This window comes from Variovorax sp. LjRoot290 (genome assembly GCF_964253985.1).
GTDB lineage: Bacteria > Pseudomonadota > Gammaproteobacteria > Burkholderiales > Burkholderiaceae_C > Variovorax.
On sequence record NZ_CAXURW020000001.1, the window covers coordinates 3,913,404 to 3,932,624 of the forward strand.

The 19,221-nt window shown below is 68.1% G+C and carries 22 protein-coding genes and 1 pseudogene; 8 read left to right on the plus strand and 15 right to left on the minus strand.

All coding sequences use genetic code 11. The annotated features are described in order from the left end of the window. Positions 1–16: 16 nt before the first annotated feature. On the minus strand, positions 17–772 hold the full coding sequence (locus tag ACSQ9A_RS19465; RefSeq protein ID WP_436304802.1) for a TOBE domain-containing protein: 756 nt from the start codon (positions 770–772) through the stop codon (positions 17–19). 57 nt (positions 773–829) lie between these two features. Here ACSQ9A_RS19465 and modA point away from each other — a divergent pair, with 57 nt between their 5' ends. Genes modA through modC form a run of 3 tightly spaced genes read left to right on the plus strand, consistent with a single transcriptional unit; the run spans position 830 to position 3,349 of the window. Further along, positions 830–1,591: a molybdate ABC transporter substrate-binding protein gene (gene modA, locus ACSQ9A_RS19470; protein WP_436304803.1), complete on the plus strand. Its 762-nt coding sequence runs from the start codon at positions 830–832 to the stop codon at positions 1,589–1,591. Positions 1,592–1,604: 13 nt separating this feature from the next. Continuing rightward, positions 1,605–2,279, plus strand: a complete 675-nt coding sequence (modB, locus tag ACSQ9A_RS19475; RefSeq protein WP_436290971.1) for a molybdate ABC transporter permease subunit — start codon at positions 1,605–1,607, stop codon at positions 2,277–2,279. Beyond that, positions 2,276–3,349, plus strand: a complete 1,074-nt coding sequence (gene modC, locus ACSQ9A_RS19480) for a molybdenum ABC transporter ATP-binding protein (protein WP_436304804.1) — start codon at positions 2,276–2,278, stop codon at positions 3,347–3,349. The genes modB and modC overlap by 4 nt, the downstream gene beginning before the upstream one ends. Positions 3,350–3,352: 3 nt before the next feature. Here modC and ACSQ9A_RS19485 read toward each other — a convergent pair whose 3' ends face one another. Further along, a complete protein-coding gene (locus tag ACSQ9A_RS19485) occupies positions 3,353–3,730 on the minus strand; it encodes a nuclear transport factor 2 family protein (RefSeq protein ID WP_436304805.1) in 378 nt (125 codons plus the stop codon). A 138-nt stretch (positions 3,731–3,868) separates the two neighbouring features. Here ACSQ9A_RS19485 and ACSQ9A_RS19490 point away from each other — a divergent pair, with 138 nt between their 5' ends. Then, positions 3,869–4,774 (plus strand): ketopantoate reductase family protein, encoded by a 906-nt coding sequence (locus ACSQ9A_RS19490; RefSeq protein ID WP_436304806.1) that lies wholly within the window; start codon positions 3,869–3,871, stop codon positions 4,772–4,774. A 6-nt stretch (positions 4,775–4,780) separates the two neighbouring features. On the opposite strand, the gene rbsK is transcribed toward ACSQ9A_RS19490, so the two are convergent. From rbsK to ACSQ9A_RS19530, 8 genes are all read right to left on the minus strand, one after another. Beyond that, positions 4,781–5,737: a ribokinase gene (gene rbsK / locus ACSQ9A_RS19495; protein WP_436304807.1), complete on the minus strand. Its 957-nt coding sequence runs from the start codon at positions 5,735–5,737 to the stop codon at positions 4,781–4,783. After that, positions 5,734–6,183 (minus strand): ribose 5-phosphate isomerase B, encoded by a 450-nt coding sequence (gene rpiB, locus ACSQ9A_RS19500; protein WP_093103013.1) that lies wholly within the window; start codon positions 6,181–6,183, stop codon positions 5,734–5,736. Before rpiB ends, rbsK begins: the two co-directional genes overlap by 4 nt. A 25-nt stretch (positions 6,184–6,208) precedes the next feature. Further along, entirely contained in the window at positions 6,209–7,000 is a 792-nt protein-coding gene (locus ACSQ9A_RS19505) for a transporter substrate-binding domain-containing protein (protein ID WP_436304808.1), read from the minus strand. A 39-nt stretch (positions 7,001–7,039) separates the two neighbouring features. Then, positions 7,040–7,801 (minus strand): amino acid ABC transporter ATP-binding protein, encoded by a 762-nt coding sequence (locus ACSQ9A_RS19510; RefSeq protein ID WP_436304810.1) that lies wholly within the window; start codon positions 7,799–7,801, stop codon positions 7,040–7,042. Beyond that, positions 7,776–8,477, minus strand: a complete 702-nt coding sequence (locus ACSQ9A_RS19515; RefSeq protein WP_436304811.1) for an amino acid ABC transporter permease — start codon at positions 8,475–8,477, stop codon at positions 7,776–7,778. Before ACSQ9A_RS19515 ends, ACSQ9A_RS19510 begins: the two co-directional genes overlap by 26 nt. Continuing rightward, complete coding sequence (locus ACSQ9A_RS19520) at positions 8,477–9,157, minus strand: amino acid ABC transporter permease (RefSeq protein WP_436304812.1); 681 nt, start codon at positions 9,155–9,157, stop codon at positions 8,477–8,479. Before ACSQ9A_RS19520 ends, ACSQ9A_RS19515 begins: the two co-directional genes overlap by 1 nt. Beyond that, on the minus strand, positions 9,154–9,933 hold the full coding sequence (locus ACSQ9A_RS19525; RefSeq protein WP_093103007.1) for a FadR/GntR family transcriptional regulator: 780 nt from the start codon (positions 9,931–9,933) through the stop codon (positions 9,154–9,156). The genes ACSQ9A_RS19520 and ACSQ9A_RS19525 overlap by 4 nt, the downstream gene beginning before the upstream one ends. A gap of 68 nt (positions 9,934–10,001) precedes the next feature. After that, positions 10,002–11,312 (minus strand): D-amino acid dehydrogenase, encoded by a 1,311-nt coding sequence (locus tag ACSQ9A_RS19530; protein WP_436304813.1) that lies wholly within the window; start codon positions 11,310–11,312, stop codon positions 10,002–10,004. Positions 11,313–11,411: 99 nt separating this feature from the next. Here ACSQ9A_RS19530 and ACSQ9A_RS19535 point away from each other — a divergent pair, with 99 nt between their 5' ends. Further along, positions 11,412–11,879: a winged helix-turn-helix transcriptional regulator gene (locus ACSQ9A_RS19535; protein ID WP_093103004.1), complete on the plus strand. Its 468-nt coding sequence runs from the start codon at positions 11,412–11,414 to the stop codon at positions 11,877–11,879. Positions 11,880–11,892: 13 nt separating this feature from the next. Here ACSQ9A_RS19535 and ACSQ9A_RS19540 read toward each other — a convergent pair whose 3' ends face one another. After that, positions 11,893–14,265, minus strand: coding sequence for a hypothetical protein (locus ACSQ9A_RS19540; protein ID WP_436304814.1), 2,373 nt, complete (start codon positions 14,263–14,265; stop codon positions 11,893–11,895). A 465-nt stretch (positions 14,266–14,730) separates the two neighbouring features. Between ACSQ9A_RS19540 and ACSQ9A_RS19545 the strand changes: the two are divergent. The 3 genes and pseudogenes from ACSQ9A_RS19545 to ACSQ9A_RS19555 all read left to right on the plus strand — a co-directional run. Further along, positions 14,731–14,891, plus strand: a pseudogene (locus tag ACSQ9A_RS19545) (transcriptional regulator); the annotation flags it as partial. A gap of 15 nt (positions 14,892–14,906) precedes the next feature. Further along, on the plus strand, positions 14,907–15,416 hold the full coding sequence (locus ACSQ9A_RS19550; RefSeq protein WP_436304815.1) for a molybdopterin-dependent oxidoreductase: 510 nt from the start codon (positions 14,907–14,909) through the stop codon (positions 15,414–15,416). A 113-nt stretch (positions 15,417–15,529) separates the two neighbouring features. Then, a complete protein-coding gene (locus tag ACSQ9A_RS19555; protein ID WP_436304816.1) occupies positions 15,530–16,081 on the plus strand; it encodes a methylated-DNA--[protein]-cysteine S-methyltransferase in 552 nt (183 codons plus the stop codon). 20 nt (positions 16,082–16,101) lie between these two features. Here ACSQ9A_RS19555 and ACSQ9A_RS19560 read toward each other — a convergent pair whose 3' ends face one another. Genes ACSQ9A_RS19560 through ACSQ9A_RS19575 form a run of 4 tightly spaced genes read right to left on the minus strand, consistent with a single transcriptional unit; the run spans position 16,102 to position 19,166 of the window. Beyond that, positions 16,102–16,917 (minus strand): molybdate ABC transporter substrate-binding protein, encoded by an 816-nt coding sequence (locus tag ACSQ9A_RS19560; protein WP_436290962.1) that lies wholly within the window; start codon positions 16,915–16,917, stop codon positions 16,102–16,104. Continuing rightward, positions 16,904–17,731: a substrate-binding domain-containing protein gene (locus ACSQ9A_RS19565; protein ID WP_436304817.1), complete on the minus strand. Its 828-nt coding sequence runs from the start codon at positions 17,729–17,731 to the stop codon at positions 16,904–16,906. The genes ACSQ9A_RS19560 and ACSQ9A_RS19565 overlap by 14 nt, the downstream gene beginning before the upstream one ends. Next, positions 17,728–18,420, minus strand: a complete 693-nt coding sequence (locus tag ACSQ9A_RS19570) for an ABC transporter ATP-binding protein (RefSeq protein WP_093102995.1) — start codon at positions 18,418–18,420, stop codon at positions 17,728–17,730. The genes ACSQ9A_RS19565 and ACSQ9A_RS19570 overlap by 4 nt, the downstream gene beginning before the upstream one ends. Continuing rightward, on the minus strand, positions 18,417–19,166 hold the full coding sequence (locus ACSQ9A_RS19575) for an ABC transporter permease (protein WP_436304818.1): 750 nt from the start codon (positions 19,164–19,166) through the stop codon (positions 18,417–18,419). The genes ACSQ9A_RS19570 and ACSQ9A_RS19575 overlap by 4 nt, the downstream gene beginning before the upstream one ends. Positions 19,167–19,221 lie beyond the last annotated feature (55 nt).

Genomic DNA, 19,221 nt, shown 5'->3' on the forward strand with positions numbered 1-19,221 from the left:
GTTCAGGCCCTCGCCCTCACCCCGGCAGCGCCACCACCACCGCCGCTTCGTCGATGGTGGCCACCACGCGCTGCCGCGTGCGCAGCCCCGAGCCGGCCGGCGCGAAGCCGACCAGTTGCAGGCCGCTGTCGAGCGTGATCGCGATCTCGTCGCCATCCTCGCCGCGCGCCGCGCCCTGCACCAGGCCGCCGAGCTGATTGCCACGGGTCCTTCGCGCCGCCGCAACGCGCTCCACGCGTACCGCGGTCGCCTTGCACAGCGCGATCGCCGGCATGCCTTCTGCCAGCCCCAGCAGTTCCGCGCTCTCCTGCGTGATGCGCGCGGCGATGGGCTGCTGCGCATCGCCGCCGAGCCTCATGTGCACGCGCACGATGCGGCCGGTGGATTCGAGCGCGGCCACGATCGCCGGCAGCTGGTTGCGCATGCTGGTGCGGATCGAGAGCCGCGCCGCCGCCGTGCCGGCACTGGCGCCTGCCCGCGACTGAACGGCACGGCGCGCCGCATCCAGCGCCTCCGCCAGTTCGAGCAGTTGCGCCCCGTGCGCGGTGAGCACGGCGCCGCCGCCGCCCGCGCCGCCCACCGCGCGCGCCACCAGCGGCACGCCGGCCAGGTTGGTGAGCGTGGCGACCGCCTGCCAGGCCGCCTTGTAGCTCACGGCCGCCTCGCGCGCGGCCTGGGAGATGCTGCCGGTGCGGCCGATGCCGCGCAGGATGTCGATGCGCTTGTCGCTCATGCCATGGCCGAGCGCGTCGCCGAAACGGGGAGATGCCATGCGCGGATTGTGCCGTTGGCTCTACACTCGCGCTATTCCGTTGATGAATAGCGCTCCATGAAGCTCCCACTCGCCTTTCGCCTCGCCGCCGCCACGCTGCTCACGCTCGGTGCGTCGCTCGTCAGCCAGGCGGGGGAAGTCCAGGTCGCGGTCGCGGCCAACTTCTTCGCGCCCATGAAGGCGATCGCCGCCGAGTTCGAGAAGACGACCGGCCACAAGGCCGTGCTCTCCTCGGGCGCGACGGGCAAGTTCTATGCGCAGATCCAGAGCGGCGCGCCTTTCGACGTGTTCCTCGCGGCCGACGACGAGACGCCGGCCAAGCTCGACAAGGAAGGCGCTACTGTGCCGGGCAGTCGCTTCACCTACGCCACCGGCAAGCTGGTGCTGTGGTCGGCCAAACCCGATCTGGTGGATGCCAAGGGCGAGGTGCTCAGGAGCACGAAGTTCGCCCACATCGCGCTGGCCGCGCCCAAGCTCGCACCCTACGGAGCGGCGGCGGTGGAAACGCTCACGCGCCTCGGCCTGCTGGCACAGCTCGAACCCAAGTTCGTGCAGGGCGAGAGCATCGGGCAGGCCTTCAGTTTCGTCTCCACCGGCAATGCGGAACTCGGCTTCGTCGCGCTCTCGCAAGTCTGGGAGAACGGCAAGCTCAAGAGCGGCTCGGCCTGGATCGTGCCCGCTGAACTGCACGGCCCCATCCGGCAAGACGCTGTGCTGCTCGCCCGCGGCAAGGACAACGCGGCCGCCGCTGCGCTCATCGCGTATCTCAAATCGGATGCAGCCAAGGCCGTGATCCGGTCCTTCGGCTACGACGTCTGAGCGCCGATCCTGCATGCCCACAGCCTCCGACCTCGGCGCCATCGTCCTCACGCTGAAGCTCGCGGCGCTGACCACGCTGATCCTGCTGCTGGTGGGCTCGCCGCTGGCCTGGTGGCTGGCGCGCACGCGCTCGGCATGGAAGGGGCCGGTCGGTGCGCTGGTGGCCTTGCCGCTGGTGCTGCCGCCCACGGTACTGGGCTTCTACTTCCTGGTGACGATGGGGCCCAACGGGCCGATCGGCGCGTTGACGCAATGGCTCGGTATCGGGGTGCTTCCCTTCACCTTCGCGGGGCTGGTGATCGGCTCGGTGGTCTATTCGATGCCCTTCGTGGTGCAGCCAATCCAGAACGCCTTCGAGGCCATCGGCCAGGAGCCGCTCGAGGCGGCGGCAACGCTCAGGGCCTCGCCGCTCGACTCCTTCTTCAGCGTGGTGCTGCCGCTCGCGCGGCCGGGCTACCTCACCGCGGTCGTGATGGGCTTCGCCCACACGGTGGGCGAGTTCGGCGTGGTGCTGATGATCGGCGGCAACATCCCCGACAAGACGCGCGTGGTGTCGGTGCGGATCTACGACCACGTCGAGGCGCTCGAATACACGCAGGCGCACTGGCTGGCGGCCGGCATGGTGGCGTTCTCATTCCTCGTGCTGCTGGCGCTCTATGTGCTCAATCCGACGGGACAGCGGCGATGAGCGATGGCGTGTATGCGCGGTTGAAGGTCGACCACCCCGGCTTCTCGCTCCAGGTCGAGCTCGACCTGCCGGGCCGCGGCGTGAGCGCGCTCTTCGGCCCCTCGGGCTGCGGCAAGACCACTTGCCTGCGCGCCATCGCGGGGCTGCAACGCGCACCCGGTGCGCAGGTGACGGTCAATGGCGAGGCCTGGCAGGACGGCGACATGTTCCTGCCCACGCACCGGCGGCCGCTGGGCTATGTGTTCCAGGAGACGCGGCTCTTCGCGCACCTGGACGTTCGGCGCAACCTCGAATACGGCATGAAGCGGGTCGCCACAGCCGATCGGCGCGTGTCGCTCGCGCAGGCGGTGGAACTGCTGGGCATCGGCCACCTGCTCGCGCGCCGGCCCGACACGCTCTCGGGCGGCGAACGCCAGCGCGTGGGCATCGCGCGTGCACTGGCCACCAGTCCGCGGCTGCTGCTGATGGACGAACCGCTCGCCTCGCTGGACCTGCAGCGCAAGCGCGAGATCCTCCCCTACCTCGAGCGGCTGCATGCCGAGCTCGACATGCCGGTGATCTATGTGAGCCACGCGCCCGACGAGGTCGCGCGCCTGGCCGACCACCTGGTGCTGCTCGACGCCGGACGCGTGACTGCGAGCGGCCCGGCCAACGAGTTGATGACCCGGCTCGACCTGCCGCTGGCGCACGGCGATGCGGCGGGTGCGGTGGTCGCCGCGGTGGTGACGGGCTACGACGCCGCCTACGGCCTGACGCAGCTCGCGTTCGCGGGCGGCACGCTCTGCCTGCCGCACAGCGGCGCGCGCGTGGGGCAGGCGGTGCGGGTTCGCATCCAGGCGCGCGACGTCAGCCTCACGCTGCAGCACCAAGCCGCGACCAGCGTGCTCAACATCCTGCCCGCGACCGTGGCCGACCTGGCCGAAGACGGGCCGGCCCAGGTCATGGTCGGGCTGGACCTCGGCGGCGCACGCCTGCTCGCGCGCATCACGCGCAAGTCGGCCGAGCTGCTGCGGCTTGGCGTGGGCTCGGCCGTGCATGCGCAGGTCAAGGGCGTCGCGATTCTCGAATAGGCCTCAGGCGCCGACCGGCACCTTGTCGAGGAAGCCCGTGACCGACTGCAGCTTGCCCGCTTCGAGCTGGACGAAATCGGTGCCTTCGATCAGGTCTTCGGCGCCGCTCGGGCCCAGGGTCCACGAGAAGCGCAGGTGGTCGCCGTGCGCATCGGCCTCGCCCTTGAGTCTGAAGCGGAAGCCCGGATAGCGCTGGTGCACGCCGCCGACCAGTGCGCTGATCTGCGCGCGGCCACTGCCCTGCATGATCGGATCGACGTAGCGCGCGTCGGCGGTCCAATGGCTTTCGAGCAGCGCGAGGCGGCGCTCGGCGTCGGTCTCGTTCCAGACGGCGATGTAGTGTTCGGCAATGCGCGCGGCATCGGGGGCGGCGGTGTTCATGGCGTTTCCTTTCTGTTCAGGGCCCGCAACGGCGCGGGGTGAATGAATGGTCCCCGCGAGCGCGCCGCGGGTCGATGACGTGAGAGGTCATGGGCGCAACGGCACTACCATGCAGGGAGGACTTTTTCGGAGCAGGTCATGAAGATCGCGGTGATGGGTGCGGGCGCAGTGGGTTGCTACTACGGCGGCATGCTGGCGCGCGCCGGCCATTCGGTGGTGCTGATCGGCAGGGCGCAGCACGTCGAGGCGATACGCCGCGACGGCCTGCTGCTCGATACGCAGTCCTTCAAGGCGCATGTGCCGATCGAGGCCAGCACGGAAGTCAGCGCCGTGCAGGGCGCGCAGCTGGTGCTGTTCTGCGTCAAGTCCACCGACACCGAGAGCGCTGCCGCGCAGATGGGTCCGCACCTGATGCCGGATGCGCTGGTGCTCACGCTGCAGAACGGCGTCGACAACGCCGACCGGCTGCAGGCGGCGCTGCGCCAGCAGGTCGCGGCGACGGTGGTGTATGTCGCCACCGAGATGGCGGGGCCGGGCCACGTGAAGCACCACGGCCGCGGCGAGCTGGTCATCGCGCCGTCGCCCCGCAGCGATGAGGCCGCGCGCCTCTTCATCGAGGCCGGCGTGCCGACGCAGATCTCCGACAACGTGGCGGGCGCGCTGTGGGCCAAGCTGATTCTCAACTGCGCCTACAACGCGCTGTCGGCGATCTCGCAGGTGCCTTACGGCCGGCTCGTGCAGGGCGTCGGCGTGGACGCCGTGATGCGGGACGTGGTGCAGGAATGCCTGGCCGTCGCCGAGGCCAGCGGCGTGACCGTGCCCGGCGACAGCTGGGCCGCCGTCGAGCGCATCGCGCAATCGATGCCAACCCAGTTCTCCTCCACCGCGCAGGACCTGGCGCGCGGCAAACGCAGCGAAATCGACCACCTCAACGGCTACGTGCTGCGCAAGGGTGAAGCGCTGGGCATCGCGACGCCGGCCAATCGCGTGCTGCACACGCTGGTGAAGCTGATCGAGGGACGGTCGGCCGAGGCCCCGGCCTGAGCCGCATCAGCCCAGTGCCACCGGGCTCGGCCGCGGAACCGCAGGCAGTGCCGCGAGGTCTTGCCGATGCGGCATCGACACCTGCGCGCCCGCCTTCGTCACGCTGAGCGCCGCGGCCTGGATGCCAAGCGCGATGCCTGCATCGATGGATTCCTTGTTCGCGAGCGCGGCACACAGCGCGCCGATGAAGGTGTCGCCCGCGGCCGTGGTGTCGACCGCCTGGACCGCCAATGCCGCGAAGTGGCGGCAGCCCTCGGCGTTGGCGGACACGACGCCGTCGCCGCCCATCGTCAGGATCACGTGAGCGGGTCCGCGCTGTCGCAGGGCATCGGCCGCGCGGGCGGCACTCGCCGTGTCGCAGACGGTCATGCCGCTCAACATCGCGGCCTCGGTCTCGTTCAGCACGAGGATGCTCACCAGCGGCCACAGCGCGTCAGGCAGCGGCTGCGCGGGAGCAGGATTCAGCACTACCGTGCAACCGCGGGCATGCGCGATCGCCGCCGCTTCGCACACCGCCGGCATGGGCACTTCGAGCTGCAGCGACACGATGCGCGCCGCCGCGAGAGCGTTGCGCAGCCGGCCGATGTCTTCGGTGCCGACGGATGCGTTCGCGCCGGGACTCAGCGCAATGCGGTTCTGCGCGCCGTCGTCGACCATGATCAGGGCCACGCCGGTCGACGCCGCATCGGTGGCCACATGGCGCGTCTCCACACCGTCCGCTTCGAGCGATGCCTTCAGGGCGCGCCCGAAGGCGTCGTCGCCCACGCGACCGACCATGGCCACACGGGCGCCCTGCCGCGCGCACGCCACGGCCTGGTTGGCACCCTTGCCGCCCGGATTGCTCATGAAGGAACGAGCCTCGAGGGTCTCGCCGGCATCCGGCACGCGCGGCACACGGAGCACCAGGTCCATGTTGAGGCTGCCGAACACCACGACCTCGGGCGTGGCGTGGTCGGAGTTCAAGACTCGGCGTCCATCTGGTGGAGCTTCTCGACGCGGCGGCGAAAATCCTCGTCCTCCGCCGCGAAGCGCGCCCCCAGGTAGGAGGTGACGAGGTCGGCGGCGAGCCAGGGGCCGACGATCTGCGCGCCGATGCACATGACGTTCACGTCGTCGTGCTCGACCGACTGGTGCGCCGAATGCACGTCGTGGCAGACCGCCGCGCGGATACCCTTCATCTTGTTGGCGGCGATCGACGCGCCGACGCCGGTGCCGCACACCATGATGCCGCGCTCGACCTCGCCGGCGACGATCTTGGCGGCCACCGCGCGCGCCACATCCGGAAAGTCGACCGGTCGGTCGTCATGGCTGCCGACGTCGACGACCTCGTGGCCGAGCTTCCTGATGTGGTCGACCACGGCGCTTTTGAGCACCCAGCCGGCGTGGTCCGAACCGATGACGAGACGCATGAATTCCTCTTCGGGTTGTGGATGATCAGGGACGCATGTTCGCGGGCAGATCGCTGCCGTGGAACTTCTTGTAGATGGCGTTGAGCTTGCCGTTCTGGAGATTGGCCGTGACCCACTCGTTGAGCTTGGCGACCATGCGCTCCTCGCCCTTCTTGACGCCGATGGCGAGATCGAGATTGCGCAGCACGATCTTCTGCTCGAACGGGCGTTGCGGGTTCTTCGCGGTGATCTGATTCATGATCGTGACCGAGGTGGAGACGATGTCGGCCTGGCCGCTGACGCCGGCGGTGACCATGGTCGCATCGTCGTCGTAGCGCACCACCTTGAACTCCCTGTCCTTCGCCAGCTGGGTGAGTTCGGTGTCCTGCGTGGTGCCGCGCGTGACGGTGACCGACTTGCCCTTCAGGTCGGGCCAGTCCTTGATCGCCAGATCCTTGCGCGCGCCGATGACGGAGACCAGCGCCGCATACGGCTTCGAGAAGTCGATGACCTTCTGGCGCTCCGGGGTCACCGACAGCGTCGAGACCACGATGTCGGCCTTGCCGGTCTGCAGGTTCGGAATGCGCGTGGCGCCGGTGGTCTGCACGAACTCCAGTTCGAGCCCCCAGTCCTTGGCGAGCAGCTGCGCGGTTTCGACGTCGGAGCCGGTCGGCTTGAGGTCCTTGTCGAGCATGCCGGACGGTGGAATCGAGAAGTCCGTTGCGATGCGGATCTTCTTCGCCTTCATCACGTCGTCGAGCACGTCGGCGTGCGCGGCAGCCGCCAGCGTGAGGCAGGCGGCGGCCAACAGGGTGGGCAGTGAACGGAAAAGCTTCATGACGGTGTTGTCTCCATGTTTTCGAAAGAAGGCCAGCCTTCAGAGCTCGCTGGCCACGAACTGCCGAAGCTCGGCGGTTTGCGGGGATGACAGGATCTCGGGGCCGCCGCGCTCCCAGACCCTGCCGCGGTGCATGAATAGCACCTGGTCCGCGACCTTGCGTGCAAAGGCCATCTCGTGCGTGACCATGACCATGGTCATGCCGCCGGCCGCGAGGTCCTCGATGACGTGCAGCACTTCGCCTGTGAGCTCCGGGTCGAGCGCCGAGGTCACCTCGTCGAACAGCATCACCTTCGGCTGCATCGCCAGCGAGCGCGCAATGGCAACCCGCTGCTGCTGGCCGCCCGAGAGCTGCTCGGGATAACAGGACGCCTTCTCCGCAAGGCCGACCTTGGCCAGCACCTCGTGTGCCAGCGCGCGCGCCGCCGGCTTGGCCACGCCCTTGGCCGAGCGCGGCGCGAGCATGATGTTCTGCTCGATGGTCAGGTGCGGAAAGAGGTTGTAGCTCTGGAACACGATGCCGACATCGAGCCGCAGCGCCTTGAGGTCGATGCCCGCGTCGTCGACGCGGTGGCCGCAGACCACGATCTCGCCGCTGTCGATGCGCTCGAGGCGATCGATGCAGCGCAAGGCCGTGCTCTTGCCCGAGCCGCTGCGGCCGATGATCGCCGTGACCTCGCCGCGGCCGACTTCGAAGCCGACGCCTTCGAGCACTTTCAGTGCGCCGAAACTCTTGTGCACGTCGTGCAGGCGCACGACCGGCGCCGAAGCGCGCTCAGGATTGGGCGAGGACTGGGTCATGGGTGAAGACGGCTTTCGCCGCAGTGGGAGACGCGACGGCCCTGCGCTCGAGCCGGCGGCTCCAGACCGAGAGCGGATAGCACAGCGCGAAGTAGATCGCCGCGATGAAGAGGTAGACGATGAAGGGCTCGAAGATCGAGTTGTTGATGATCTGCCCCGAGCGCGCGAGTTCGACGAAGCCGACCACCGACGCCAGCGAGGTGTTCTTCACGATCTGCACCATGAAGCCGACGGTGGGCGGCGTGGCCAGCCGCACGGCCTGCGGCAGCACGACCTTGAACATGCGCTGCGTGCGGCCGAGCGCCAGGCATTCGGCGGCCTCCCATTGCGCGCGCGGCACCGCCTGGATGGCGCCGCGCCAGATCTCGCCGAGATAGGCCGACACGTAGATCATCAGGGACACGCCGGCCGCGGCGAGTGCGGAGACCTTGATGCCCAGGGTCGGCAGCCCGAAGAAGGCCAGGAACATGATGACCAGGAGCGGCGAGCCCTGCACCAGCTGGACCCACAGCCCCGTCGCCGCGCGCACCCAGCGATGGGGCGAGACCCGCGCCAGCGCGACGATGAACGCGCACAGCCCGCCGCCGACGAAGGCGATGAGCGAGAGGATCGCGGTCCACCCGGCGCCCTGCAGCAGGAACAGCAGGTGGTTGGCGTTGAACGCGGTGCCGGTCATCACAGCGCGGTGCCCAGTCTGCGGCGGCGCGGGAACAGCAGCGCGCCCAGACCCCAGAAGCCGAGGCGCATCAGCAGCGACAGCAGGATGTAGGCGGCGCCGACGAGGATGAAGGTCTCGAAGGGCCGGTAGGTGTCCGACTGCACGTGGTTGGCGATCGCGGTGAGCTCTTCGGCCGAGATCTGCGAGCAGATCGACGAGGCCAGCATCAGCAGCACGAACTGGCTGGTCAGCGCCGGGTACACGCGTTCCATCGCGGGCAGCAGCACGACGTGCCAGTACACCTGCAGCCGCGAAAGCCCGAGGCATTCGGCAGCCTCGATCTGGCTGCGGTTCACCGAATCGAAACCGGCGCGCATGATTTCCGTCGCATAGGCGCCGGCATTGACCGCGAGCGCGATCACCGCGACGGTGAACGCCGACAGCGACAGCCCGAGGCTCGACAGGCCGAAGTAGACGAGAAAGATCTGGACCAGGAGCGGCGTGTTGCGGATCAGTTCCACATACGCGCCGCAGGCACGCGCCAGCAGCCGGTGGCTGCTTCGCCTGCCGGCCGCGCACAGCGTGCCGATCGCAAAGCCCGAGAGCGTGGCGACCAATGCCAGGCGCACGGTCAGCCACACGCCCTCGACGAACAGCGGCCAGCGTTCGAGCACGACCCCGAAGTCGAAATCGATCACGCCACCTCCTCGCGCGTCGGCGGCCGGCCGCGCGCGGCAGGCCCGGTGGCGGCCTTGCGCCGGTATTCGTCGCCGATGCTGAAGTGCTTGCGCAGCACCTGGTCGGCTCGGTCTTCGTCGCGCGCGACGAGCGCCTGAAAGATGCGCGCATGGTCTTCGACCAGGTACTGCTTGACCGCCGGATCGCCGCCGACCACGTCGCGGCGCTCATGGTGCGAGCGCATCAGGAGCGTCGACATCGCGGCATACAGCTGCATCAAGGTCTCGGAGCGGCTTGCCCGCACCAATGCGGTGTGGAACTCGTAGTCGGCGCGGCTGCCCTCTTCGGAGTCGTCGACTGTCGCCTCGATCCGGTCGACCGCCGCGGCGATGCGCTCCAGGTCGGATGTCGACGCGTGCCGGCAGGCCAGGCGCACGGCCTGCACCTCGATCGCGATGCGCGCCTGCATCACGTCGTCCACGATGTCGGCCTGCTGCGCCATCGAGAACGCGAAGAAGTCGCCGAGCACCGACACGTCGGGCTTGCGGACGATGGTGCCCACGCGCTCGCGGATCTCGACCACGCCCATCATCGACAGCGCGCGCAGCGCCTCGCGCACGATGGGCCGGCTCACGCCCAGCTGCAGCGCGAGTTCGCGTTCGGGCACCAGCCGATCTCCCGAACGGATGCTGCCTTCGAGCAGCTTGTCGCGCAGGAAGGCGAACACCTTGGAGAAGCCGGTGCCTTCGGCCTCTTGCGTCCGCGTGATCGTGGGTGGCTGGATCTTTCTTGTCATGCCGTGGTTTTACCAGCGGCAAAACCACGGCGCATCCAGGCTATCCCTCTACGGAAAAACCCGAAGGCTCAGGCCGAGGCGCCGCTCGGCAACGCGCCGACAGGACCACGCGGCGCGGGCGAAAGGTAGCGGTCCATTGCCAGGCCGTCGGTGCGGATGTCGGGCCGCCGCCCCATCACCTGGTCGGCCACCAGCTTGCCCGAGCCGCAGGCCATGGTCCAACCCAGCGTGCCGTGGCCGGTGTTGAGGAACAGGTTGGCATACGGCGTGGCACCGACGATCGGCGTGCTGTCGGGCGTCATCGGCCTGAGGCCGGTCCAGAAAGTGGCGCGCGGCAGGTCGCCGCAGGGGAACAGGTCGGTGATCACGCGCTCCAGCGTCTCGCGCCGGCGCGGATTCAGGCGCAGGTCGAAGCCTCCGAGCTCGGCCATGCCGCCGACGCGGATGCGGTCGTCGAAGCGCGTGACCGCGACCTTGTAGGTTTCGTCGAGCACGGTGGACTGCGGCGCCGCGGCCGGGTCGACGAGCGGTACGGTCATCGAATAGCCCTTGACCGGGTAGACCGGGATGTCCAGGCCCAGCTTGGCTGCGAAGTCGCGCGAATAGCTGCCGAAGGCGAGCACGTAGCGATCGGCCGTGAGCACTTCGCGCGCCGGCCCGCCCAGGCGCACGCCGGTGATTCGGCCGCCTTCGGTGGCGAGCCCTTCGACGTCTTGTTCGAAACGGAAATCCACGCCCAGCCCGCGCGCGACGTCGGCCAGGGCGCGCGTGAACAGGTGGCAGTCACCGGTCTCGTCGTTCGGCAAACGCAGGCCGCCGGCCAGCAGGTCGCCCGTACGCGCCAGCGCCGGCTCGACCGTCGCCAGCTGGCTGCGATCGAGCAACTGGTAGGGAACGCCGCACTCCTGCAGCACGGCCACGTCGCGTTGCACGGCGTCGAGCTGGGCCTGCGTGCGGAACAGCTGCAGCGTGCCCTGGGTGCGATGTTCGTAGCTGATGCCGGTTTCGGCGCGCAGCTCGCGCAGACAGTCGCGGCTGTATTCAGCCACGCGCATCATGCGTTCCTTGTTGACCGCATAGCGCTCGGGCGAGCAGTTCTTCAGCATCGCCGCCATCCAGCGCAGCTGGAACAGGCTGCCGTCGGGTCGGATCGAGAGCGGCGCGTGCTTCTGGAACATCCACTTCAAGGCCTTGAAGGGAATGCCCGGCGCGGCCCAGGGCGTGGAATAGCCGGGCGACACCTGGCCGGCGTTGGCGAAGCTGGTTTCTTCCGCGGGGCCGCTCTGCCGATCGACGAGCGTCACTTCCGCGCCGGCACGGGCCAGGTAATAGGCGGTCGTGACACCGATGACACCGCCGCCCAGAACGATCACTTTCATGGCAAGACACCTTCGCTGCGAGAGAAGGGTCAAGCGTATTCATTCATCTGCCATAAACTCCACTGAAATATCGACACATTCCAGTGCTTTTTGCTGCCCATGACCGAACTCGACCGCACCGACCGCAAGATCCTCGACATCCTGCAGCGCCAGGGCCGCATCTCCATGACCGAACTGGCCGAGCAGATCGGCCTCTCGACCTCGCCCTGCTCCGAGCGCGTGCGGCGCATGGAACGCGAAGGCGTGATCACCGGCTACCACGCGCGCATCGATCCGCAGGCGATCGGCAAGACGCTCCTGGTGTTCGTGGAAATCACGCTGTCCTCCAAGTCGGCCGACGTCTTCGACAAGGTGAGGAAGGAATTGCTGCACGTGCCCGAGGTGATGGAATGCCACCTGGTGTCGGGTGGCTTCGACTACCTGGTGAAGGCGCGCCTGCGCGCCATGAGCGACTACCGCCGCCTGCTGGGCGACCTGCTGAAGAAGCTGCCGGTGCCGGCCGAGTCGAACAGCTATGTGGTGATGGAAGAGGTCAAGGAAAGCCTGTACCTGCCGCTGGATCGCTGAGGCTTCGGGCGGATCAGGGCACGTTGGCTGTCCTGAGATGAAACGGCCGGCCCTCCATCGTGAAGCTGCCGCCGAACTCCATGTTCATGCCGCCGGTGCCCTGCACCGGACAGCCGCCCGGCGGCTGGCAGGCCCAGGAGCCGCCGCGGTTCGCGAAGATCACCGAGCCGTAGCGGTAGTTCGACACCGCCTTGCCGGTGTAGTCCGCAATGCTCAAGACCATGTTGTCGCTTGCGAAGTTGTCGGCATCCTCGACCGCGATCGGGTCGACGATGCGCGAGTCCTGCAGGGTGCGAACCACGCTGCCGCTGTTGCCGTCGCCTGCGAACCTCACCCACTGGATCTTGCGATCACCGCGCGAAGCCACCAGCACCTGCTCGTTCAAGGGCTCGAAGGTCCTGTTCTCCGGGTCGATCTTCGAGATCGCCAGCGAGGTCGGGTTCTTCCCGATCGCGACACGGCCCTTCTCGACGACGTCCGTGACCGTGGTGCCGGTGGGCACGTTGCCGAGGCCGTAGATGCGCAGCGAGCCTTCTTCGGTGGCGATCCAGGCACGGTGCACGTTGCCGAAGATGGTCGTCTTCACAGCGGTCGGCTTGCTGTCCAGCGCCACCGTGGTGATCACCGTCGGCGTCTGCTGCGGCTTGTTGGCGAAGGTGTACGGCCACTGGTTGTCGGCCTGACCCAGGTTCGTGAACTCCGTCGGACCGGTACCGAAGTAGACGCTGTTGACGTAGCTGAACAACGGCTTCAGGTCGATGAAGGCGGCCTTCTTCTCCGACTTGGAGATGACCACCGCCACACCCGACTTGGCGTACCGGTTGGCGTTCGTGCCGGAACCCGAGAACGTCGCACGCTTGGCCGGATCGGTCAGCGGCGAGTAGGTCTGGCCCATGAACTCGCCGTACTTTTCCGGCAGCGCCGTCTGGAACTGGTCGAAGCCCGTGGTAACGGCGATCTCGGTCGGTGCGTTCATGCCCGGCAGGTCGATGTAGCCCAGCACCTTCATGAAGGCGATGTTGCCCATGTTCGGCAGGCCGGGGTACACGCCCATCCACTCATGCCACCAGTCGTACCAGGCGTCGTAGCTGCCGTTCTTCGCCGAGTTGTAGGGGTTGCAGTTGTTGCACAAGCCGGCCAGCGAGATCACCGCCACCTGGCCCTTCAGCGCCGTCGTGTCCCACACCGTCACCAGCGCGTATTCGCTGGTGTTGGTGATGGCCATGCCGGTCGGCACCTTGTCGGCGGGCAGTTTCACCGAGCCCCGGTTGTTCGCCGTGTTGCTGCCCGCGGTGCCGATCAGGCCGTTCTGGAAAGCCACCAGCGAGGTGGCGCAGAAGCCTACGCGGCCGCCGCAACGCGCCACCGCCACCGGCTCGCCGGTCGTGAGGCCGGCGGTCTTGTAGGTGCTGACGTTGTAGTTGGTGCGTCCGGCGCTGCCGTCCCACGCGGCCGCTTCCTGCCAGGGCAATTGCGGCGCTTGCGCGAAGGTGTTGTGGTCGATGGCGGAGATCTGCAGATCGCCCACCCCCATGCGCACCGCGGTGTTGTCGGCGACAAAACCGACGTGGGCCTGGTTGGTCATGTAGAGGCCGGGATCTTCGAGAAGAGGTCCCCCCAGTTGCCAGGTGCCTCCGTGGTAACTCATGGTCTGGTCCGCACGCTTGAACAGCGTCGGGATGCCGGTGTTGTTCACGGACGGCGCATTGCCGTAGCGGTAGGCGATGCCCTCCGCCGTGGCCAACTTGAGCGCCAGGGCGCGGTAGCTATCGGCCACCACTCGGCCGGCGCTGTCGACGACATCGCCGGAGACGAGTGCGGGTGCGGGTGCGGGTGCGGGTGCGGGCGCGGGCGCCGGGGCTGGCGCTGGAGCCGGGGCGGGTGCCGGAGCCGGCGCGGGAGCGGGAGCGGTGCCGGGTGCTGCACCGAGGGAATAGCAAGCCTTCACGACAAAGGGCGAAGGGTCTTTGCCGAAGAATTCGTTCGTGCACTGGCCGGTGCCGCTGACTGTCTTTTGAACCCACAATGAACCGGACCCGTACTGCACAAGGGTGGCAGCAGCGACGGTGAACGACGAGCCCTCGCCCGCGAGCAGCGTGCCTGCTGCAGGCGCGGTGGGCGCGGGCGCGGGCGCGGGCGCAGGTGCAGGTGCAGGTGCAGGTGCAGGTGCAGGTGCAGGTGCAGGTGCAGGTGCAGGTGCAGGTGCAGGCGCGGGCGCGGGGCCTTGGATGTAACACGCCTTCGCCACATAGGGCAGCGGATCGCCAAAGGTCGCATTGCTGCACTCGACCGAACCCGAGAGCAATCTCTTCCTCCAGGTCGAGTTGGCCCCGTACTGCACGGTCGTCGCCGAAGCCAGTGTGAATCGCTGATTCTCGACAGCCACCTTGGTCCAGCTCGAATCAAGCGCCTTCTCGACCGGTGCCGCTTCTTTTTCGACGGCAGGGTCGGTTGGCGCAGCAGAGGTGGACGGTGCTGCAGTCGTATCCGATGCCATCCCTTGCATCACCGGAAATCCACTTCCACCGCCTCCTCCACCCCCACACGCTGCGAGCGCGGCTGCTGCAGTAACAAGCAGAAGCGCGCTTTTTCCAGTGGATTTCATCCAATACCTTCCAAAAAGGATCGAGGCCGGGGTGCAGGAGCGGTCTGACACGCGTTCCAACAATGCTTGCATTTTGTTTCGTTTGCACCCTTTTATCGCCGCTTGCGTTACGTATGTTTCATTTGGTAACCTGTTAAACGCAAATACTTACATCAGGACTCCTGATCTGGTCTGGCGTTCAGGGATTTCTGGAAACCCGGCCGATGGACAAAAAGCCAGGCCCCGGCGCATTGCTGCACGTCATGGGTCGCGCATGAGCCGCTGCACGTGCCCGAGGTGATGGAATGCACCTCGTGTCGGGTGGCTTCGACGACCTGCCGAAGAAGCTGCCGGTGACGGCCGAGTCGCACAGCTATGTCGTGACGGAAGAGGTCAAGGAAAGCCTGTACCTTCCGATGGATCGATGACTCCCTGGAGCCCTGATGCACCTCCTTCTCCGTCTGATCCTTTGCCTGACGCTGTTCACCGCCCCTGCAATCGCGACGGCGCAGCCCAGCCAGCAGCTTGAAGTGGCGGGCGCGGTGCGGCAGCAACTCCGGCTCGACGCCGCAGCGCTCGCAGCCTTCCCGGCTGCGGAGATCGGCCAGTTCACGCAATCGCGCAGCGGGCAAGGCACCGAAACGCGCAGCTCGGTGCGCGGGGTCAAGCTTTCCGCACTGGTCGCTCGCGCAGGTCTCGCCGCACCCGGGCGCAACGACTGGAAGACCCTCGTCGTCGTCGCGACGGCAACCGACGGCTACCGCGCCCTCTTCTCCTGGCCGGAGATCAGCAACACCGCGGTGGGCGAAGGCGTGCTGGTGCTGTTCGAACGCGACGGCAAGGCGCTCGACGAACGCGAGGGACGCATCGCACTGATCTCCGCGGCCGACCATCGGCTGGGCGCACGGCACGTGCGCAACCTGATGCGCATCGAGGTGCGCGCGCTCGATTGAGCGCTCACCGCGCAGGGCACAAGGAAGCGGCGATTCGAAAGCAAGGACCGGAGTGCGATCAGGCTGACGCGATGCCACAGTGAATCCTCACAGGAAGCAATGAGGACATCGCAATGAACACAACTGTTGATCACCGGGAAGGCGCAATGGAAGAACTCCGTTTCGCGTACGGAACCTTCTCGCTGGGCAGCGCACTGATCGCTGCCAGCGCCACGGGCGTCGCCGCCATCCTGATGGGTGACGACCGGCACGTGCTGCGCCGCGAGCTGGCGAGCGCGTTTCCGGATGCGCGGCTCGTGCTCGATGAAGCCGGGCTCGAGGATTCGGCGGCGAAGGTCGTCGCCTTTCTCGAAGCGCCGGAAGAGGGCCTGGATCTGCCGCTGGACATCCGCGGCTCGGCACTGGAGCTGGCGGTCTGGCAAGCCTTGCGCGCCGTGTCTGCCGGCGAGACCATCACCTACGGCCGGATCGCCAAGGCCTTGCCCGTGACTGCGACCGCGCAGGAAGTCGGCGCCGCCTGTGCCGCCAACGTGCTCGCGGTTGCCATCCCCTGCCACCGCGTGCTCAAGGCCGATGGATCGATCTCGGGCTATCGCTGGGGCGTGCGGCGCAAGAGGAAATTGCTGAGGCTCGAAGCCACCGCGGCCGCGCACAGCCCCCTTTAGGGCAAGACCGGTTGTCGATATCAGGGCGCGAGGAAGCCGGCCTTGCGCAATGCGCCCTGCCCTGCGCCATGGACCAGGTCGTCCGCAAAAGCCTGCGCCGCCGGGGCCGCGCCGCTGCGCACGGCCAGCCCGTATTCCGCGCTCACGTTGATGGCCGCAGGCACCTCGACAAGTTGAAGCCCCGGCGCCTCGGCGATGGCCACCACCGCGTTGGTGCAATAGGTCAGGAACACATCGGCCTGCCCGCTCGCGACCAGCATGCCGTAGACATTGCGTCCCGGCGGCGGTGCGGGCGAGTTCGGGCCACCGGTCAGTTGCAGCGCCTTGGTCGCCAGCGCACGCGCCGAACCTGCAGGCGCCGCGCCCGTGCGCTCGACACGCTCGAACAGTTCGAAGGCATAGTCACCCGAGGGATCTGCCTTGGGCGTCGAGGTACCGAGCTTGATCGCCGGGTCGAGCATCGTCTTGACCAGCGTGTCGCGCGTCACCGCCAGCCCGGGTCGCGCGAGCGCGCACAGCGCATTGCGAGCGAAGGCACGGGTCGGCCCCCATGCGCCGTCGGCGCCGAGAGATTGCGGATGCGCCATGTTGGCCGAGGCGAACACGTCGGCCTTTTCTCCGGCCGCGATGCGGTCGCGCAGAAGGCCCGAGGCACCGAAAGTCAGCGCGATTCGCGTGCCCGGGTTCGCCTGTTCGAAAGCTTGCGCCGCCTGCGTGATCGGCGCGCGCAGGCTGCCCGCCGCATGGACCGCGAGCGTCTGCTGCTGTGCAGCGGCCGCGCCGGCGACCAGACCCGAGGCGAGAGCCACCGCGCGCCAGGCCCTACTGGCCCGCATTGGGAAAGAACAGCTGCTCGCCGCCGATCTTGTAGCTCGCGATGGTCGACTGCCCGGCCGGCGAGATCACCCAGTCGACAAACTTCTGCGCGCCGGCGCTGTTGAGTTGCGGAAACTTCGCCGGGCTCACGACCATCACGCCGTACTGGTTGAAGAGGCGTTTGTCGCCTTCCACCAGCACCGCCAGGTCGGCGCGATTCTTGAAGCTCAGCCAAGTGCCGCGGTCGGCCAGCACGTAAGCATTGCTCGAGGCCGCGATGTTGAGCGCCGGGCCCATCCCGCAGCCGCATTCCCTGTAGCCCGTGCCCTTCCTGTCGTTGGGCACTTGCGGGCCTGCGTCGGCCACGCCAGCCTGCGTCCACAGCCGGCGCTCGGCGGCATCGGTGCCGCTCTTGTCGCCGCGCGAGACGAAGGCCGCATTGCTGGTCGCGACCTTCTTGAGCGCGACGGCGATGTCCTTGCCTTTCACCGCGGCCGGGTCGTTCTTCGGCCCGACCAGCACGAAGTCGTTGTACATGACCGGGAAGCGCTTCGCCGCAAAGCCCTCGGCAACGAACTTCTCCTCGGCCGCGTTGTCGTGCACGAAGAGCACGTCGGCATCGCCGCGCCTGGCCATGTCGATCGCCTGGCCCGTGCCGACCGCGACCACCTTGATGTCGATGTTGCTGGCCTGCTTGAAGGCCGGCAGCAGGTGCGAGAACAGGCCCGACTGCTCGGTCGAGGTGGTGGACGCCATGGTGATGGTCTCGGCATTCGCCGAGAAGGCGCCGGCCGAGAGGACGAGCGCGAGCGCAAGAAACTTGAATGACTTCATACCAACTCTCCTTTGACGAACAGACGGGCCTCTTCCGGCAACGGCCCATTGAAGAAATCGTGTACCGGCAGGTCGGCCAGCACGCGGCCGTGCTCCAGATAGATCACGCGGCTCGCGAGCCGCTTGACCTGGCCGAGGTTGTGGCTTGCGAACACCAGCGTGCGGCCGTGCGCCGCATCGGCGATCAGGGCTTCGACCTCGCGCTTGGCGGTGGGATCCAGGCTCGCCGTCGGTTCGTCGAGCAGCAGCACGGCCGGCTTCAACGCCCAGGCGCGCGCCAGCGCCATGCGCTGCTGCTGGCCGCCCGACAGCGTGCGGGCGTTGCGGCCGGCCAGCGCGGCAAGGCCGACGCGCCCGAGCGCCGCCGTGGCCTCGCGCTGCGCGCTGCGCCATGGCGCGCCATGCAGCCAAAGCGCGAGCGCGACGTTGTTGCGCACGCTCATGCGCAGCATGTGCGGCCGCTGGAACAGCATGGCCTGCGCACGCAGCGGCACCTTGCCGACGAAGGCGCCGGACGCATGCGGCACCAGGCCGTGCAGCACGCGCAGCAGCGTGCTCTTGCCGCTGCCGTTGGCGCCGATCAGCGCGACGCGCTCGCCGGCATGGATGGACAGCGTGGCGCGGACCAGCGCCGGCACACGGCCGTAATGCACGTCGATCTCGTGCAGGCTGAAGAGCGCTTCGCTCACGACAGCACCTCCACCCGCCGAGCCGCTGCTGCATCGGCCGCGCCGCCGTCGACGCGCTCGCGCCAGCCGCGCACGGCCGAGATCGCGAGGTTGAGCAGCAGCACCACGCCCAGCAGCACCAGCCCGAGCGCAAGCGCGAGCGGCAGGTCGCCCTTGCTGGTCTCGAGCGCGATCGCGGTGGTCATCACGCGCGTGAAGCCGTCGATGTTGCCGCCGACGATCATCACGGCGCCGACTTCGGACACCGCGCGGCCGAAGGCAGCGATCAGCACCGTGATCAACGCATAGCGCTCGTCCCACACCAGGAGCAGCGCGCGCACCAGCCCGCCGGCGCCGAGCGAGCGCAGCTGCTCGCCATGTGCGCGATCGGCGTCCTCGACGGTCTGGCGCGTGAGGGCCGTGACCACCGGCAGCACCAGCAGCGCCTGTGCCAGCACCATGGCCTTGAAGGTGAACAGCCAGCCCAGGAAGCCCAGCGGCCCCGAGCGCGAGAGCAGCAGGTAGATCACCAGCCCTACCACCACCGAGGGCAGCGCCAGCAGCGTGTTGAGCAGCGTGAGCAGCAGGCCGCGGCCGGGGAAGCGGGCCACCGCGAGCCAGGCCCCCAGAAGCAGGCCGAAGCCGCAGGCCAGCGCGCAGGCGGTGCCGCTGACGGCCAGCGAGCGCCCGACGATGGCGAGCAGCACAGGATCGGCCGAGACGACGAGCTGCCAGGCCGCGGCGGCGCTGTCGGTGAAGGTGTTCATGCAGGTGGTGGAGTTCGGAAGCCGGGGCAGTATGGGCAAACGCAGGGAGCCAACT

Bases quoted from the DNA above. Each gene is read 5' to 3' on its own strand.
- ACSQ9A_RS19535 (WP_093103004.1), top strand. From the start codon at position 11,412: ATGACCGAACTCGACCGCACCGACCGCAAGATCCTCGACATCCTGCAG.
- modB (WP_436290971.1), top strand. From the start codon at position 1,605: ATGCCCACAGCCTCCGACCTCGGCGCCATCGTCCTCACGCTGAAGCTC.
- ACSQ9A_RS19510 (WP_436304810.1), bottom strand. From the start codon at position 7,801: ATGACCCAGTCCTCGCCCAATCCTGAGCGCGCTTCGGCGCCGGTCGTG.
- rpiB (WP_093103013.1), bottom strand. From the start codon at position 6,183: ATGCGTCTCGTCATCGGTTCGGACCACGCCGGCTGGGTGCTCAAAAGC.
- ACSQ9A_RS19515 (WP_436304811.1), bottom strand. From the start codon at position 8,477: ATGACCGGCACCGCGTTCAACGCCAACCACCTGCTGTTCCTGCTGCAG.
- ACSQ9A_RS19525 (WP_093103007.1), bottom strand. From the start codon at position 9,933: ATGACAAGAAAGATCCAGCCACCCACGATCACGCGGACGCAAGAGGCC.
- ACSQ9A_RS19485 (WP_436304805.1), bottom strand. From the start codon at position 3,730: ATGAACACCGCCGCCCCCGATGCCGCGCGCATTGCCGAACACTACATC.
- ACSQ9A_RS19530 (WP_436304813.1), bottom strand. From the start codon at position 11,312: ATGAAAGTGATCGTTCTGGGCGGCGGTGTCATCGGTGTCACGACCGCC.
- ACSQ9A_RS19555 (WP_436304816.1), top strand. From the start codon at position 15,530: ATGAACACAACTGTTGATCACCGGGAAGGCGCAATGGAAGAACTCCGT.
- modA (WP_436304803.1), top strand. From the start codon at position 830: ATGAAGCTCCCACTCGCCTTTCGCCTCGCCGCCGCCACGCTGCTCACG.
- ACSQ9A_RS19560 (WP_436290962.1), bottom strand. From the start codon at position 16,917: ATGCGGGCCAGTAGGGCCTGGCGCGCGGTGGCTCTCGCCTCGGGTCTG.
- modC (WP_436304804.1), top strand. From the start codon at position 2,276: ATGAGCGATGGCGTGTATGCGCGGTTGAAGGTCGACCACCCCGGCTTC.
- ACSQ9A_RS19465 (WP_436304802.1), bottom strand. From the start codon at position 772: ATGGCATCTCCCCGTTTCGGCGACGCGCTCGGCCATGGCATGAGCGAC.
- ACSQ9A_RS19505 (WP_436304808.1), bottom strand. From the start codon at position 7,000: ATGAAGCTTTTCCGTTCACTGCCCACCCTGTTGGCCGCCGCCTGCCTC.
- ACSQ9A_RS19490 (WP_436304806.1), top strand. From the start codon at position 3,869: ATGAAGATCGCGGTGATGGGTGCGGGCGCAGTGGGTTGCTACTACGGC.
- ACSQ9A_RS19565 (WP_436304817.1), bottom strand. From the start codon at position 17,731: ATGAAGTCATTCAAGTTTCTTGCGCTCGCGCTCGTCCTCTCGGCCGGC.
- ACSQ9A_RS19575 (WP_436304818.1), bottom strand. From the start codon at position 19,166: ATGAACACCTTCACCGACAGCGCCGCCGCGGCCTGGCAGCTCGTCGTC.
- ACSQ9A_RS19550 (WP_436304815.1), top strand. From the start codon at position 14,907: ATGCACCTCCTTCTCCGTCTGATCCTTTGCCTGACGCTGTTCACCGCC.